General features: G+C 55.7%; 15 protein-coding genes. 10 read left to right on the top strand and 5 right to left on the bottom strand.

The window, feature by feature from the left end:
- A complete protein-coding gene (glgB, locus tag BEN30_RS11140) occupies positions 1-2,223 on the bottom strand; it encodes a 1,4-alpha-glucan branching protein GlgB (protein ID WP_069958422.1) in 2,223 nt (740 codons plus the stop codon).
- Between the two features lie 421 nt (positions 2,224-2,644).
- On the opposite strand from glgB, the gene BEN30_RS11135 reads away from it, so the two are divergent.
- The 3 genes from BEN30_RS11135 to pgi all read left to right on the top strand — a co-directional run bounded on the left by BEN30_RS11135 (position 2,645) and on the right by pgi (position 5,249).
- Entirely contained in the window at positions 2,645-2,851 is a 207-nt protein-coding gene (locus BEN30_RS11135; RefSeq protein ID WP_069958421.1) for a DUF2934 domain-containing protein, read from the top strand.
- 102 nt (positions 2,852-2,953) lie between these two features.
- Entirely contained in the window at positions 2,954-3,220 is a 267-nt protein-coding gene (locus tag BEN30_RS11130; RefSeq protein ID WP_139134993.1) for a hypothetical protein, read from the top strand.
- A 373-nt stretch (positions 3,221-3,593) separates the two neighbouring features.
- Positions 3,594-5,249 carry a glucose-6-phosphate isomerase gene (gene pgi, locus BEN30_RS11125; protein WP_069958419.1) on the top strand — a complete coding sequence of 552 codons (1,656 nt, stop codon included), beginning with the start codon at positions 3,594-3,596 and terminating at the stop codon, positions 5,247-5,249.
- Positions 5,250-5,267: 18 nt separating this feature from the next.
- Here pgi and BEN30_RS11120 read toward each other — a convergent pair whose 3' ends face one another.
- On the bottom strand, positions 5,268-6,284 hold the full coding sequence (locus tag BEN30_RS11120; RefSeq protein ID WP_084005416.1) for a class I fructose-bisphosphate aldolase: 1,017 nt from the start codon (positions 6,282-6,284) through the stop codon (positions 5,268-5,270).
- A 184-nt stretch (positions 6,285-6,468) separates the two neighbouring features.
- Between BEN30_RS11120 and BEN30_RS11115 the strand changes: the two genes are divergently transcribed.
- The 5 genes from BEN30_RS11115 (at position 6,469) to BEN30_RS11095 (ending at position 12,233) form a co-directional block, all read left to right on the top strand.
- Positions 6,469-7,503, top strand: coding sequence for a hypothetical protein (locus BEN30_RS11115; RefSeq protein ID WP_069958418.1), 1,035 nt, complete (start codon positions 6,469-6,471; stop codon positions 7,501-7,503).
- Positions 7,504-7,751: 248 nt separating this feature from the next.
- Complete coding sequence (locus BEN30_RS11110) at positions 7,752-8,312, top strand: 2-oxoacid:acceptor oxidoreductase family protein (RefSeq protein WP_069958417.1); 561 nt, start codon at positions 7,752-7,754, stop codon at positions 8,310-8,312.
- Positions 8,313-8,324: 12 nt separating this feature from the next.
- Positions 8,325-9,569: a pyruvate ferredoxin oxidoreductase gene (locus BEN30_RS11105; RefSeq protein ID WP_069958416.1), complete on the top strand. Its 1,245-nt coding sequence runs from the start codon at positions 8,325-8,327 to the stop codon at positions 9,567-9,569.
- 4 nt (positions 9,570-9,573) lie between these two features.
- Positions 9,574-10,590: a thiamine pyrophosphate-dependent enzyme gene (locus BEN30_RS11100; protein ID WP_069958415.1), complete on the top strand. Its 1,017-nt coding sequence runs from the start codon at positions 9,574-9,576 to the stop codon at positions 10,588-10,590.
- Complete coding sequence (locus tag BEN30_RS11095) at positions 10,587-12,233, top strand: NAD(P)-binding protein (RefSeq protein ID WP_069958414.1); 1,647 nt, start codon at positions 10,587-10,589, stop codon at positions 12,231-12,233. The genes BEN30_RS11100 and BEN30_RS11095 overlap by 4 nt, the downstream gene beginning before the upstream one ends.
- A 55-nt stretch (positions 12,234-12,288) precedes the next feature.
- Here BEN30_RS11095 and BEN30_RS11090 read toward each other — a convergent pair whose 3' ends face one another.
- From BEN30_RS11090 to BEN30_RS11080, 3 genes are all read right to left on the bottom strand, one after another.
- Positions 12,289-12,768, bottom strand: a complete 480-nt coding sequence (locus BEN30_RS11090) for a CBS domain-containing protein (RefSeq protein ID WP_170827032.1) — start codon at positions 12,766-12,768, stop codon at positions 12,289-12,291.
- 180 nt (positions 12,769-12,948) lie between these two features.
- On the bottom strand, positions 12,949-13,164 hold the full coding sequence (locus tag BEN30_RS11085) for a hypothetical protein (protein ID WP_069958412.1): 216 nt from the start codon (positions 13,162-13,164) through the stop codon (positions 12,949-12,951).
- Between the two features lie 162 nt (positions 13,165-13,326).
- Positions 13,327-14,007 carry a hypothetical protein gene (locus BEN30_RS11080; RefSeq protein WP_069958411.1) on the bottom strand — a complete coding sequence of 227 codons (681 nt, stop codon included), beginning with the start codon at positions 14,005-14,007 and terminating at the stop codon, positions 13,327-13,329.
- Positions 14,008-14,122: 115 nt separating this feature from the next.
- Between BEN30_RS11080 and BEN30_RS11075 the strand changes: the two genes are divergently transcribed.
- Both BEN30_RS11075 and BEN30_RS11070 read left to right on the top strand, forming a co-directional pair.
- Positions 14,123-14,425 (top strand): antibiotic biosynthesis monooxygenase, encoded by a 303-nt coding sequence (locus BEN30_RS11075; protein ID WP_069958410.1) that lies wholly within the window; start codon positions 14,123-14,125, stop codon positions 14,423-14,425.
- On the top strand, positions 14,422-15,633 hold the full coding sequence (locus BEN30_RS11070) for an iron-containing alcohol dehydrogenase (RefSeq protein ID WP_069958409.1): 1,212 nt from the start codon (positions 14,422-14,424) through the stop codon (positions 15,631-15,633). Before BEN30_RS11075 ends, BEN30_RS11070 begins: the two co-directional genes overlap by 4 nt.
- Positions 15,634-15,638 lie beyond the last annotated feature (5 nt).

The raw sequence follows: 15,638 nt of genomic DNA, 5'->3' as shown, positions 1-15,638 counted from the left end.
TCAGTCCCCTTGGCCTAATTTCAGGTCTTCCCGGCGCAACACAATGACCGCCAAGGGGGGCAAGGTCAGCGCCAGCGAACAGGCTTGACCGTGTGCGCTCACGTCTTGGGTGTTCACCAAACCAGAGTTGCCGACATTGCTTCCGCCGTAATGCGATGAGTCGGAATTGAAAACCTCACGGTATGCCCCGGCGAAGGGCACACCCAGGCGATAGTCTTCGCGCACCATCGGCGTAAAGTTGCACACGACAAAAATGTCATCCACATCGTCCAAGCCGTGGCGGCGAAACGCGAGGATGGAGCGCCCGTAATCGTGACACTCAACCCACGAAAAGCCCTCAGGCTTGTTGTCGTGATGATGCAGCGACGGTTGATCGCGATAAAGATGATTTAGGTCACGCACCAAAGTCTGCACGCCGCGGTGACGTTTATCGCCGATCAAATGCCAATCCAAGCTGTCGTCGTGGTCCCATTCTCGGCCTTGAGCAAATTCACAGCCCATGAACAACAGCTTTTTACCGGGATGGGTATACATGAAGGCAAGATAGGCCCTCATATTGGCAAACTGTTGCCACACATCGCCCGGCATACGGCCCAACAAAGAGCCTTTACCATGGACCACTTCATCGTGCGAAATGGGCAAAACGAAGTTTTCTTGAAACGCATACAGCAACCCGAACGTCAGGTCGTCATGGTGAAATTTGCGGTAAATGGGGTCAAAGGCAATGTAATCCAGGGTGTCGTGCATCCACCCCATATTCCACTTAAAGCCAAAGCCGAGGCCGCCTACATACGTGGGGCGCGAGACCATCGGCCAAGCGGTCGATTCTTCGGCGATGGTGAAGGCACCCGGATAGAGACTGTAGACCTGCTCATTCATACGCTTCAAAAAGGCAATGGCTTCCAAGTTTTCATTGCCGCCGTATTTATTGGGCAGCCACTGTCCCTCTTCGCGGCTGTAATTCAGATACAGCATCGACGCCACCGCATCGACCCGCAGACCATCAATATGATAGGTCTCTAGCCAAAACAGGGCGTTGGCGATCAGATAGTTGGACACTTCCGTGCGGCCAAAATTATAGATCAACGTGCCCCAGTCTGCATGGCGCCCCAGTCTGGGGTCGGCATGTTCGTACAGATGCGTGCCGTCGAATTGTCCCAGACCGTGGGTGTCTTCGGGAAAATGACCGACCACCCAGTCCAAGATGACGCCGATACCGGCTTCGTGACAGCGATCGACGAACACCCGAAAATCGTTGGGCGGACCGAACCGACTGGTCGGCGCAAACAACCCAATCGGCTGATATCCCCAAGAGCCTTCAAAGGGGTATTCGCTGACCGGCAACAGTTCAATATGGGTGAACCCCATATCCTTTACGTAAGGCACCAATTCATCGGCCAGTTCCAGATAGCTCAAAGACCGCAACCCTTCTTCGGGATTGCGTCGCCACGAGCCGAGATGAACTTCGTAAATACTGATGGGGTCTTCGCAGCGGCCCGTCTCTGCGCGCTGCTTCATCCACGCATCGTCGGACCATGTATACCCATCCAGATCGTAGACGATTGACGCCGTGCCCGGGGCCTGTTCCATAAAGGCCGCATACGGATCGGCCTTAAGCGGCAAAAGGCGGCCGTCTTGGGCTTTGATCTCAAACTTATAGAGCGCACCAGCTCCCAGTCCCGGAATGAAGATTTCCCAAATGCCGCAGCTGGGATGGAGGCGCATCGAGTGGCAGCGGCCATCCCAATTGTTGAAAGACCCGACCACACTGACACGCCGCGCATTGGGAGCCCAAACGGCGAACAGCACACCGCTGACGCCATCGACCTCCACCACATGCGCACCGAGTTTATCAAAAGTCCGATAATGGGTGCCTTCCGACAGCAGATGGATATCCACCTCTCCCAAAACGGGGGCGAAGGCATAAGGGTCGTCAAGCACGTGAACGCTGTCGCCGGATGTCACCTTCAAGCGATAGGCAAAACGGACTTTGTGGCTTGCCAAGTGAACCGAAAACAGGCCTGCCGGATGGGTGCGCACCATCGGGGCGACAACGTCTCCCGTGACGGCATCGACAAGATCGACGCCCTGCGCATAGGGAAGAAACGCCCGCACGTCCACGCCCGACTTCCCCCCGCCATGCATGCCGAGATAGGAAAACGGATCGTAGTGGTCAGCGTTGACGATAGCCAAAGTGGCGCTATCGTATGGGCCTTGCTTCATCATAAAAACATCCGACGGGGAAAACAGATCACTCAAACACCAGCGCCCCTTAATACGTTGAGCAAATTAAAGAAAATATATACTAGAGCCAAACACAGTTGTTTACCACACCCGAAAGCATGGGCCACACCTGCCTGGGCCAAATTACAACGCTCGAAACCCGTGCACACCAAACAATCAAAAACACTCGCCATGGCAGAACTGTATGTGAGAGACAAACAATAATGCAGGTTGAATTTCTTTCAATTTACGATATAATGCACAGCTAGTACATTTTGGCTACATAGGCGCCGTTGACGCGCGCCTCGCAATGCAGTGTAACAAATCCGTAACACTTTGATTTGCAACATAAATATACTATACACTCTAAATTAAATCGAAGTATGCAGAGTCAGGTTCTTTCAGACTGTGGGGGCATGATATGCCGACAAAAGTTCAACTTGAAATAGAACACCGTGCCTATCACATATGGTTGGCCGAAGGTTGCCCGGACCAGCGGGACTTTGATCACTGGCTTCTGGTCGAACAGGAAATTTTGGCCCAAAAAGCCACCCAGAAAAGCCAAAAGAAGCAAGCCGTACCAAAGCGTAAAACGCCGAGCCCAAGGCGGGCCGTAAAAACGGCGTAATCAAAACCCAACATCTCCCATAAAGCTTCTTGGTTAAGCGTATGGGATTTTATGTGGTTGATCGTGCTTTTGCAAAACCCGTTCAGAATGGAGGAGGTTAACGTGGCGCTATTGGAGCACAATCAAGGTTACACATCTCAAAAAAGCCCGTGCGATGCGGGCGAAAAAAATGTGGTCAGCGCTGCCCACGTCTACCGCCTGTGGGATTACCAGTCTTTATTGGCCCACCGCGCCCAAAGGTCTGCGGGAACGGAACGGTTGCTTTTGCTGGATCAAGTGGATGAAGTGAAAAAGAACATTGCGCGCTATTGCGGAAAAAACCCGCGAGACTTCGACGAATTGAAAAAACTCATGGACAAAGACCGTTAGGCCGCCCGAGTGCTGCTTGGGTATGATCTGGGCGCCGCCCTTGGGTATGATCTGGGCGCCGCCCTTGAAAAGCTCCATTTGGAGCTGTTTTTTGCCCTCTCCACACCTTCCCAAACAAGTTCATCTTGCTCAAATGACATCATATGGGGGTTCAACCTAAAATGATGTTGAATTACCGGGGTGTTGAACCGCATAATCCAAAACAATCTCGCACGGCACACTTTCAACGCGACCAAAGAGGCGGTGTATTGACGACAATTTTTAGACGGCGATTTACGTCCCCCCCTTCCCTTTGCGCCTCCAGCAGTTATAAACCGTATTTAGGCACCTCGTACCGAGGCGCACTGCCCTGCACCACAAAATGGAGACTGTCATGACCGCCCTGATGCAATCATCGGCCTGGAACGTCTTGCAAACCCATCAAAAAGAAATTGCCGCCCTGCACATGCGCGATCTGTTCGCCCAAGAGCCGGACCGTTTTGAGTCGTTTTCCTTGCGCTGCGGAGAGATTTTTCTCGATTATTCCAAGAACCGCATCACCGCTCAAACCCTGCCCTTGCTGTTTGATCTGGCCCGCGCCGCAGACGTCGAAGGCTGGCGCGAACGCATGTTCACCGGCGAAAAAATCAACACCAGCGAGAACCGAGCCGTCCTGCATGTGGCGCTGCGCAACATGTCCAACCAACCGATCATGGTTGATGGCGTCGATGTTATGCCCCAGGTACAAGATGTGCTTGAGCGCGTCGGCGCGTTTAGCCACAACGTTCGCAACGGAACCTGGCGCGGCTTCAACGGCCAACGCATCACCGACATCGTCAACATCGGAATCGGGGGATCTAATTTAGGGCCGATGATGGTGTGTGAAGCCTTGTCACCCTATGTCTCGCCTGACCTTAAGATGCATTTTGTGTCCAACATCGATGGCACCCACATTGATGAAACGCTGGCCAAACTTTCACCGGAAACGGCGTTGTTCATCATCTCTTCAAAAACCTTCACCACCCAAGAAACCATGACCAATGCGGCTGCCGTCAGAGACTGGTTCCTGGCCGCGCCGCAGACCACAGAAGCCGCCATCGCCCATCACTTTGTGGCCGTTTCCACCAACGTAGAAGCCGCCATCGAATTCGGCATAACCGCCGATAACGTTTTTGAATCATGGGACTGGGTTGGCGGACGTTATTCGCTGTGGTCGGCAACCGGACTGCCCATTGCGCTGGCCGTCGGCATGGACCGATTTACCGAATTGTTGGCGGGTGCCCATGAAATGGACCAGCATTACCGCACCGCACCGCTGGAACAAAACATGCCGGTCATCTTGGCGATGCTGGGCGTGTGGTACATCAATTTTTTTGCCGCCGAAAGTCAGGCCATCCTGCCGTATGACCACCATCTGGAGCACTTCATCACCTACCTCCAGCAAACCGATATGGAAAGCAACGGCAAGTCGGTCGCCCGCGACGGAGCAAAAGTGGGCCATCTCACCGGTCCGATCATTTGGGGTATGCCCGGCTCAGATGGTCAGCACGCCTTTTTTCAGCACCTCCATCAAGGCACGTCTTTGGTGCCGATGGATTTTCTGGCCCCCATCAACCTGTTCAAGCCGACCGATCACCACCACCGCATTTTGCTCGCCAACTTCTTCGCCCAAACCGAGGCGTTGATGAAGGGCAAAACAGAGCAAGAGGCCCGTGCCGACCTCACCGCCGAAGGATTACGCGGCGAACGACTGGAAAGCTTGCTGCCCTATAAGATTTTTGCCGGCAACAAACCCAGCAACACCATCCTCTTTGACCAACTCGACCCCAAAAACCTTGGCGCACTGATTGCCCTTTACGAACACAAAATCTTCGTCCAGAGCAACATTTGGAACGTCAATTGTTTCGATCAATGGGGCGTGGAGCTGGGCAAAAAGCTGGCCGGAAACATCCTCCCGGAACTCGCCGACGACATCCCCGCCCGCGGCCACGATTGCTCCACCACCGGATTGATCGCGCACTACAAGGCCCGCCGACACGCCGGAGATTGAGGCGGAGATTAAAGCCGATTAATTGACACCTTCTCCCGTATACGTCCCGGCGCTGGCCTGACTGTTAAGCTGTGCGCGTTTCAGCAATGCAGCCTGGGCGGCGGGTTGGTTTTCGGCCTTGCCGCTCCACGCCTCTAAGGCGCTGGCTTGAAGCGCGCGCCCATAAGAAAAGCTGAGCTTCCACGGGTTGGGGCCAAACTTTGCATTCATGGCGTTCAAATTAACCGTCGCTTCCAGTTCTGTTTGGCCGCCCGACAAAAACGTAATCCCCGGCACCGCTGCGGGTACGCACCGGCGCAGGGTTGCCACGGTCCGCGCAGCAATGTCGTCCGCGCTGGTCTGGGTCGGACAGTCGGAACCGGCAATGACCATGTTGGGTTTTAAAATCATCCCTTCCAAAAGCACCCCATGCGCTTTCAAAGCCGTAAATACGGCGTCCAGGGCGGCTTCTGTGACGCGTTGACAGGTCTCGATATCATGGTCGCCGTCCATCAGAACTTCGGGCTCGACCACGGGCACCAAGCCGCCTTCCTGACAAATCCGCGCATATCGGGCCAAGCCTTGGGCGTTGGCGGCAAGTCCGGTCGGCGTGGGATAGCCGTCGCCAATGTGAATGACCGCGCGCCATTTCGCGAACCGCGCGCCCAGCGCGACATATTCATCCACCCGCGCGGCCAAGCCATCTAAACCTTCCGTTACGGTTTCCCCAGGAAATCCAGCCAGAGGCTTTGGCCCCTTGTCGACCTTGATACCGGGAACGATGCCTTGTGCCTTCAGCACGTCGACAATTTTGACGCCGTCTGCCGCCGATTGGCGCAGGGTTTCATCAAACAAAATTGCCCCGCCAATGTAATGCCCCAAGTCTTTGGCGCGGAGCAGATTGGCGCGGTAATCGCGGCGGTTTGCTTCCGTAGACTCAACGCCAATGGTGTCGAACCTCTTTTTGATGGTTCCACTGCTTTCATCAATCGCCAGCAAGCCTCTGTTATCTGAGACCATTTTTTGGGCAATCGCCCGCAATGTTTTCTCGTTCACCGAACTTCTCCTTTGTGTAAATTGAAAGTTCCAACACAAGCTTCAAATCCTTGTCGAGTGTACACCTTAACACTCGAAATGCAGAATCGTATGAACATGGATCACCCCCGCGCCCCCTATTCTCTTCCCCTCCAAACGCGTTTATGCTGGCCCAAGGCGAACCAAGGAAAAACGAAGCACACCTATGAACAGAGCCGAACGACGCCGCCAACAAAAACGGGCCCCCAAAGCCACCCCAAACACGCTGAACGGTGCCCTGGGCGTCACCTCGGACAAACTCGTCAAATCTTTGATTGAGCAATACCGGGCGATATCGATCGAGCCGCCAAGCGAGCAGACGTGCCAACTCACCACCACATACGTCGAGAGCAATCTTGAAGCGATCTATCGCGACCTCAAAATGCTGCGTGTAGAAACGGATGCCCATTTTAGAGCGCTGTGGGCGGACATGAAAAACAGCGCCACACCAACCGATGCCAACCTCTATTGGAAGCTGTCGCAGTACCCCGTGAACTGCTGCCTTGAAATCGTTTACTTCATGATGAACTTGATGATGAAAAAGCCTGTAAGCGACAGCGCCAAAGGGCTGTTGGCGCTACGCGAACTTCATAAAAAAGGCGGTACCTTCAAGGTTGTGTGGGGGGCGCTAAGGGGGCAATACTTCCAAAACGCCATCCAAGCCGGAAACCATTACATCGACGTCGCCAATGACACTGTCAACCCCAACAAGGACAATGTGGAGATCCTGCCCCTGCACCAATCGGGATTTAAAAACATCGACACCTTCCATGAATTTTCCGACATTGGGGAGCAGTATTGGAAATGTCGCATGGTGCCCAATGTGTTTTTTCCCAACCTTGCGCCGTTTTTGCCCATCGTGACCTTTTTTGACAATGGGGTGATCCGCTTCGACAGTCTGAACAACTGTATGTTTCCCATGAACTTGGAAAGCAATTTGCAGCTTGCCCAAGACTTCGTGTTTAACAATGATCGCCGCAAAGCAGACCTTGAGGCCCACTGGACCAAGTTGGATGAGGTCCTGGCGGGCAAAAAAAATCCCCCCGCCAACCACCTGCTTCATTTCAACACAAGCCGCGATGATCTGAAACTTATGGCCGCCTTCGACATCTGCACAAAGGCGCGTCCAAGCATGCTGGTGCAAAAAATCAAAGCCGTCATCAACACACAGCAAAGCATCTGGCGGCCCAACGCGGGCTAGATCCGGTCCAAGCGCCAGTCGTCCGTGCCGATAAATAACCCACCTCCGATAAAGGTGGGGGGGGGGGGGGGGGTGGAGCCTTTCTGAACGAGCGCCCAATTTGCTGTTACATTTCTATGTTAACAACCGCCAATAATTTAACGAAAGCCGGGGTGGCGGTCAGGCCAAGATGTATGCCAGAATAGGTGTCATCAGGCCTCCTTGATACACACCTACTTTTGCGTAACATAAAGAGAATCGGAAACGAAATGTTCCAAATTCGAATTCACGGGCGCGGTGGTCAAGGTGTTGTGACGGCGACCGAGATGCTGTCCATCGCAGCCTTCATGGAAGGTAAGCACGCTCAGGCGTTTCCCAGTTTCGGGTCCGAGCGCATGGGCGCGCCGGTGGTGGCCTATTGTCGCTTTGACGACAAAGAAATCCGCCTGCGTGAACCCATTCAAGAACCCGATGCCCTGATCATTCAAGACACCACCTTGATGCATTCCGTCGATGTCTTTCAAGGCCTTAAGCCCGACGGATTCATCTTGATCAATTCGACACAAACGTTCGAAGAACTGGGCATTCATGATTTTGTCGCCAAATTCCCGGCCCATCATGTGTGTGCCGTCGGCGCCACCGAATTGGCCATGACTCACGTAAAACGACCCGTTCCCAATGCCGCGTTGCTGGGGGGCTTTGCCGCCATTTCCGGCCAGTTGCAAATGGATTCTGTTGCCCGCGCCATTTTGGAAAAGTTTCCCGGCCCTATTGGCGAAGCCAACGTGGCTGCTGCCGGGGCCGCTTTTGACATCGCTGCCAGAACTTAACAGGAGCACCTCATGCACCACCAAATCGAAGGCTCCGAAGCCGTCGCCAGAGCCGTTGCATTGTGCCGCCCTGAAGTGGTGTGCGCCTATCCCATCACGCCCCAGACCCACATCGTCGAAGGCGTGGGTGCGCTGGTCAAAAAAGGTCAACTGACAGACTGCGAATTCATCAACGTGGAATCCGAATTTGCTGCCCTGTCGGTCGCCATCGGCGCGTCTGCGGCGGGTGCACGCACCTATACCGCCACCGCCAGCCAAGGGCTTTTGTTCATGGCGGAAGCCGTCTACAACGCGGCTGGCCTGGGCCTGCCCATCGTCATGACCATCGGCAACCGGGCCATCGGTGCGCCCATCAACATCTGGAACGACCATTCCGACAGCATGTCGATGCGCGACGCGGGATGGATACAATTGTACGCAGAAACCAACCAAGAAGCGGTCGATTTACACATTCAGGCCTTTCGTCTGGCCGAAGAATTGAGCTGTCCCGTGATGGTGTGCATGGATGGTTTCATCCTCACCCACGCCTACGAGCGCATCGATCTGCCCTCCCAACAAGAGGTCGATGCCTTTTTGCCGCGGTTCGAACCGGTGCAGGTTCTCGACCCCGCCCACCCGTACTCCATCGGCGCCATGGTCGGCCCCGAGGCCTTCACCGAAGTGCGCTACTTGGCCCACGACAAACAAGTGCAGGCCCTTCAGCTCATCCCTGAAATCGGCCAAGTGTTCAGCGAAGTCTTTGGCCGCGCGTCCGGCGGTTTGATTCACGAATACAAATCTGATGGGGCCGAGACCATCGTCGTCGCTTTGGGATCTGTGAACGGCACCATCAAAGAAGTCATCGACGTCATGCGGGGCGATGGCCTGGCGATTGGCTCGGTCAGCATCTGCTCGTTCCGCCCGTTTCCGCTGGACGAATTGCGCGACGCGCTGAAGTCGGCCAAGCGGGTGGTGGTGATCGAAAAAAATCTGGCACCGGGGCTTGGTGGCGTGCTGGCGTCCAACGTGCGCATGGCACTGCGCGGCGCAACGGCAACCGTCTACACCGTCATTGCCGGCTTGGGTGGCAGGCCCATTTTGATGAACTCTCTGCACGATGTGTTTATCGCCGCCAGCGAAGATAAACTGACCGACGTGCAGTTCTTGGACTTAAACCAAGCTGTTGTAGACCTGGAACTGGAACGCGCCCGCACCACCCGCCATTCCGGGCCAACGGCCGAGTCCATTTTGCGTCAAAACGCCAAAGTTGGGGAATAGGATCATGACCGAGCACCCATCCCAATCCGTCAAATTCTATCAGACCGGCACCCACACCGTCGGCAACCGCTTGCTCGATGAAACCAAGCGCACGGTCCAAGCGAGCGTCGATCGCTCCAACGCCATCACATCGGGCCACCGTGCCTGTCAGGGCTGCGGCGAAGCCTTGGGCGCACGCTACGCCCTTGACTCCGCCATGCGCGCCACCGACGGACAGTTGGTTGCGGTCAATGCCACCGGGTGCCTGGAAGTGTTCACCACGCCGTACCCGGAAACATCGTGGCAGTTGCCGTGGCTGCATTCCCTGTTCGGCAATGCGCCTGCGGTTGCCACGGGCGTCGCCGCAGCCTTTCGCGTCAAGGGGCGCAAAGACGTTCGGGTCATCGCCCAAGGCGGCGACGGCAGCACCACCGACATCGGCTTTGGTTGCCTGTCGGGGATGTTCGAGCGCAACGACGATGTGCTCTATATCTGTTACGACAACGAAGCCTATATGAACACCGGCGTGCAACGCTCCAGCGCCACCCCACCGTTTGCCCGCACGGCGACCACCCAAGCCATCGGCGAGGCCCCCGGCAACGTTTTTGGCACCGGTAAAAACCTGCCGCTGATCGCCATGGCACACAACATTCCCTACGTTGCGACCGCATCGGTCGCCGATCTGCACGATTTGGAATACAAAGTCACCAAGGCCATGGGGATGCGCGGCGCGCGCTATATTCACATCTTGGTGCCGTGCCCGCTGGGCTGGGGCTCGGCGTCCGACGCCACCATCCAGGTCGCCCGTCTGGCGATTGAAAGCGGCCTGTTCCCCTTGTTTGAAGCTGAACACGGCGAAGTGACCCAAGTCAGCAAAATCCGCCGCCGGGTTATGGCTGAAGACTATCTCAAAGTGCAAAAGCGTTTTGCGCATCTGTTTCGCAAAGAGGGCAAAGACGTCGACAAGATCGCCGTCGTCCAGCGCATGGCCGACCACAACATCAAACGCTTCGGCCTGATGGATGAGGAGACGGCACAATGAGCAATACCGATCCAAAGCTGCCCTATGCCATCACCTTGGACCCCGGCACCAGTCTGGCCAATCACACCGGTTCATGGCGCACCTTCATGCCGGTCTATCGCGATGCTTTGCCGCCGTGCAACAACGCCTGTCCGGCGGGCGAAAACATCCAAGGCTGGCTGTACCATGCCGAAGAAGGCAACTACCAAGCGGCCTGGAATGTTTTGGTGCAAGACAATCCCATGCCCGCCATCATGGGCCGCGTGTGTTATCACCCCTGCGAAAGTGCCTGCAATCGCAAAGACCTGGACGAAGCCGTGGCGGTTCATGCGGTGGAACGCTTTTTGGGCGACGAGGCCCTGAAGCAAGGCTGGATGCCTGAAGCCACCCATGCGGACACCGGCAAACGGGTGCTGGTGGTGGGCGCGGGGCCGAGCGGCCTGTCGGCGGCCTATCATCTGCGCCGTCTGGGTCACGCCGTCACCATTCGCGAAGCCGGACCCATGGCCGGCGGCATGATGCGGTTTGGCATTCCCAAGTATCGCCTGCCGCGCGACATCTTGGATGGCGAAATTGCCCGCATCGTCAACTTCGGCGTCACCCTTGAGCTCAATCAAAAGGTCGAAGACATCCCCGCCGCCTTTGAAAGCGAAGGCTTCGACGCGGTCTTTATCGCTGTGGGTGCGCACTTGGCCAAACGCATCGACATCCCGGCCCACGCGGCGGGGCGTATATTGGACGCCGCCAGCGTGCTGCACGATATGGAAACATCCCCTGAGCCCCTGCAATTGGGTCGCCGGGTTATCGTCTACGGCGGCGGCAACACCGCCATGGATGTGGCGCGCACCGCCAAGCGCCTAGGCGCGGAAGAGGCGATGATCGTTTATCGCCGCTCCCGCACCGAAATGCCCGCCCACGATTTTGAGGCCACCGAGGCCGAGCAAGAAGGCGTGCTGATCCACTGGCTGCGAACCATCAAACACATCGACGAAACCACCTTCACGGTGGAAAAAATGGAAATCGATGCCAACGGCCGCCCGCAAGCCACCGGCGAATTTGAAACCTTGGAAGCCGATACCTTAATCATGGCCTTGGGCCAAGACGTCGATACGTCATTTTTACAATCGGTCCCCGGTGTCAAAATTGCCCGCGACGGTGTGGTCGATGTCGATGAACACATGATGACAGGCTATACTGGCCTGTTCGCAGGCGGCGACATGGTGCCATCGGAACGCACCGTGACCGTTGCCGTGGGTCATGGCAAAAAAGCAGCGCATCACATTGATGCCTGGCTTAAAGGGCAGACCTATGTCAAACCCGCCAAGCACCCGCTGGCCGCATTCGACAAGCTTAACACCTGGTATTACGACGACGCGCCGCAATTGGTTCAGCCGCAATTGGACATCATCCGCCGTCAGACCAGCTTTGACGAAGTGATCGGCGATTTGGATGAAAGCACGGCGCTGTTCGAAGCTCGGCGCTGTTTGTCGTGTGGAAATTGCTTTGAATGCGACAACTGCTACGGCGTCTGTCCCGACAATGCCGTGAAGAAGCTCGGACCCGGCAAGCGTTTTGAATTTTTATACGATTTCTGCAAAGGATGCGGACTGTGCGCCGCAGAATGTCCGTGTGGGGCAATCGATATGATTCCCGAAGCGAGCTGAAAAGTCCGCAAAGGCGCACTGCCCCACACGTTGTTCACATCCGCCGTCGAAACGGTTATTCCAACGGGCGTTGACCGCTCAGCGCCACCCGTTCGTGGAGCACACGCGCTTCCAGTTGCATTTCGGGAATGGAGAATTTGATCACGTCATCAATGCTGACGATGCCGCACATCTCGCCTTGGTTATCAACCACGGGAACGTGAAGAAAATGGAAATGCCACATAATGTGCAAAACATCGCGCAAGGACTGATCCAGTGTGCACGTTTTGACCGGGCTGCGCATGATGGCCGAAACCGGCTGGTTCAAGTACGCAAATTCGTCACCTTTCGGTGCCTCGCCCCAATGTTCGGATAAATTATAGACGATATCGCGGACCGCAACAATTCCCTCGGGTTGTTTGCCATCAGGGCTGACGATGACACAGCCAATTTTTTCAACGCGCATCCGATGGGATGCGGTGAGGATGGTGGTGTCATGGGTGACGGTGACCAGCGGGCTGTTGTCCTGCTTGAGAATGTCAGAAATTTTCATCATCAAATCGTCCTTTGTGCTGTCAAACGAGGGTCTTAATTGGCCGTTAGGTCCTAGATTGAACTCTACAACCAATGGCATTCAATTGCACGTTAAGACACATAAAATTTGTGCGCACCTTGCAATCGAAATGAAGACCATTTCACCCCACAAACATAACGGAGCGGTGTTTAGGGCCAGGACCTAAAGCTTCTGAATGGTTTTAAAGGTTTTTGTATGCAGCGCAAATGCGCCTTCCATACGCTCCGACCACATCCGATGCTCCTCGTGGTCTCCACCTATGCTTGATAAATCAATTTCCAACGCTTCCAAAAGCAAAGAGGCGATTTCGTGCCTGTTTTCTTCACAAGCGATTTGATGGGCGTCGATGATTTTATCACTGAGACGTCGGCTTTTCATGTGCGATCTCCCCGGTTCAAGCCATCGTGTGGAAATTAGGATTCTGACCCCTGAAGCATACCCTGCTCCGGCGTGGCGCATAACCCCTTCTATCGTGCCAAATAAACAAAAACCTCCTCGTTTGGGATGGCGCGGGGTCTTTTTCTGGCCGTGCAGGTCCCATCATTTCCATTCACGGCACGCGCCATTGGCGTCATAAGGGCCACCGGGTTTATCGATAAGGGCGTGCTGCGCGTTAACGTCTTTGTTAAAAGACGCGACAACGCCTTGAACGGTTTTTTGTAAAATTCTTTTTGCCGCGTCCTGCCCAGATTCCATGCTTGCGGTTTGGCGCGGGTTAAAATGGTTTGCGGCTTTTTCCAGCGCGTATTTTAAAATCTGGGCGTATTTGCGCACCCCTTCGCGGTTGACGCGCACATGTTCCATTTCATGGCGCAAAACCGTCTTGTACTGACAGCTCCCCCGCGCATACTCCTTGGGCAGTTGCACCTCGAGCTTGGCATGTCCAAAGCTGGCGTCAATGCGGTCCACACTGATGCAGGTGATGGTCCCAATGCCTTGCCCGCGAAAGCGCATGTTCATGGATGTTCCCACCTCGCTCTGGGTGAGGCCAAGAACCATACTGCCGCGCTTGAGCAGCCCATGCGCCTGGGCTTTTGAATTGATCTGTTTGAGATTGGAAGACACCACCACCTTCGGGGCCGGGTCAAGCAAACGCACATTTACGCTCACCCGTTCGGGAATAGGGCAAACATCGGCGCGGGCCGAGGTCGCAACCCAGGACAAGGCGACAACCAAGCAAGCGGCTCCAACCCAGCCAAAGCGTCCAGCACTGCTTTTCATATCTCATAGATAGTCATGAACCGCGCCAAAGGGAAGCCCGCAATCCAGCGATTGAAGCTCTATACGGTCCAGTTTATGCTCCTGCGATTGTCATGGTCGAAAGGAGTCCCGCGCGATGCCCGTCACATTGGTTTATATCTCCGTAAAACCGGAGTGCATTGACGACTTCATCTCCGCGTCCAAGACCAACCACAGCCAATCGGTGAAGGAGCCTGGAAATCATCGCTTTGACTTGTTACAAAATGAAGCGGACCCCAGCCAATTTGTGTTTTACGAATGGTACAAAAGCGACGCGGATATCGCGGCCCACAAACAAACGGACCAATATCTGAATTGGCGCAAGACGGTTGACCCGATGATGGCGGTCCCCAGGCGTGGTGTGCGCCATATCGGCCTCTGCCCGGAGCTTAACGCATGAACGATCCATTCTCCATTCAGCCGTTTTCCATTGCCCGTTTGCCCAAGATTATGTTCGGCCCAGGCACCTTGGCTAACCTGCCCACAGAAATTCTCCGCTTTGGCTCTAAGGCCTTAATCATCACCGGGGCACGCTCCTTTGTCGCGTCTCCATCGTGGGTGCACCTGCAACAGCTTTTGCACGACCTCGGCATCACCCCGACGCTCTTGAGTGTCGAAGGCGAACCATCACCCGCGTGGGTCGATGATGCCGTCACCAAGCACAAAGGGGGCGGTTTTGATGTGGTTGTGGGCATTGGCGGCGGCAGTGCCTTGGATGGTGCCAAGGCCATTGCCGGTTTGCTGGGCCCCGCCAATTCGGTCATGGACCACTTGGAAGGCGTCGGGCCGGAGCTTCCCTATCAGGGGCCGGCGACACCCTTAATCTGCGTGCCCACCACGGCGGGCACGGGGTCGGAAGCCACCAAAAACGCGGTGCTGTCCCGCCACGGTGTGGATGGTTTCAAAAAATCCTTTCGCGACGACACCCTGGTTGCCACCACCGCCATCATTGATCCGGACTTACTCGTCACGTGCCCCCAATCGATCATCGCCGCCAACGGCATGGATGCCTTCACCCAGCTTTTGGAAAGCCTGACGTCGATACGCTCCAACGCCATGACCGCGGCGTTGGCGTGGTCGGGGCTTGAACGCTTTGTCCTGGGCTTTTGGGACATGTGGCTGTTGGCGGGCGAAGACAGCCCCCGCGCAACTGAGGCCCGCACTCACATGGCCTATGCCTCGCTGATGTCAGGCATCTGTCTGGCGCAAACGGGGCTGGGGTCTGTGCATGGTTTGGCCCAGCCCCTGGGATCGCTGTTCCCCATTCCCCACGGCGTCGTGTGCGGCACCTTGGTTGGGGAAGCCACCGATATCAATATTCAGGCGCTGATTCAACGCACGCCCTCCAGCCCGGCCTTGAGTGTTTATGCCCGTGCAGGCGCGCTGGTTCTGACGCAAAACCTCCATGGCAACGCCGCCCTGGACGGATTGGTGCGTACGTTGCATGATTGGACCGACCGCCTAGACCTTCCACGTTTGTCAAACTTTGGCGTAACCCCGGGCGATATCCCCCGCATCGTCGCTTCATCCCGCGGCTCATCGATGCAAACCAATCCGGTGACACTGACGGATGAGGAAATTGGCATGGTGGTGGAACGACGTCTCTGACGCCC

Origin of the sequence: Magnetovibrio blakemorei, assembly GCF_001746755.1 — a bacterium.
In the GTDB taxonomy this organism is placed as follows: domain Bacteria; phylum Pseudomonadota; class Alphaproteobacteria; order Rhodospirillales; family Magnetovibrionaceae; genus Magnetovibrio; species Magnetovibrio blakemorei.
This window is presented reverse-complemented; position numbering and strand designations above follow the sequence as displayed.

Excerpts from the sequence above, each read along its gene's own strand:
- BEN30_RS11070 (WP_069958409.1), top strand. The coding sequence starts at position 14,422 with ATGAACGATCCATTCTCCATTCAGCCGTTTTCCATTGCCCGTTTGCCC.
- BEN30_RS11085 (WP_069958412.1), bottom strand. The coding sequence starts at position 13,164 with ATGAAAAGCCGACGTCTCAGTGATAAAATCATCGACGCCCATCAAATC.
- pgi (WP_069958419.1), top strand. The coding sequence starts at position 3,594 with ATGACCGCCCTGATGCAATCATCGGCCTGGAACGTCTTGCAAACCCAT.
- BEN30_RS11090 (WP_170827032.1), bottom strand. The coding sequence starts at position 12,768 with ATGATGAAAATTTCTGACATTCTCAAGCAGGACAACAGCCCGCTGGTC.
- BEN30_RS11115 (WP_069958418.1), top strand. The coding sequence starts at position 6,469 with ATGAACAGAGCCGAACGACGCCGCCAACAAAAACGGGCCCCCAAAGCC.
- BEN30_RS11135 (WP_069958421.1), top strand. The coding sequence starts at position 2,645 with ATGCCGACAAAAGTTCAACTTGAAATAGAACACCGTGCCTATCACATA.
- BEN30_RS11080 (WP_069958411.1), bottom strand. The coding sequence starts at position 14,007 with ATGAAAAGCAGTGCTGGACGCTTTGGCTGGGTTGGAGCCGCTTGCTTG.
- BEN30_RS11095 (WP_069958414.1), top strand. The coding sequence starts at position 10,587 with ATGAGCAATACCGATCCAAAGCTGCCCTATGCCATCACCTTGGACCCC.
- BEN30_RS11075 (WP_069958410.1), top strand. The coding sequence starts at position 14,123 with ATGCCCGTCACATTGGTTTATATCTCCGTAAAACCGGAGTGCATTGAC.
- BEN30_RS11110 (WP_069958417.1), top strand. The coding sequence starts at position 7,752 with ATGTTCCAAATTCGAATTCACGGGCGCGGTGGTCAAGGTGTTGTGACG.
- BEN30_RS11100 (WP_069958415.1), top strand. The coding sequence starts at position 9,574 with ATGACCGAGCACCCATCCCAATCCGTCAAATTCTATCAGACCGGCACC.
- BEN30_RS11105 (WP_069958416.1), top strand. The coding sequence starts at position 8,325 with ATGCACCACCAAATCGAAGGCTCCGAAGCCGTCGCCAGAGCCGTTGCA.
- glgB (WP_069958422.1), bottom strand. The coding sequence starts at position 2,223 with ATGAAGCAAGGCCCATACGATAGCGCCACTTTGGCTATCGTCAACGCT.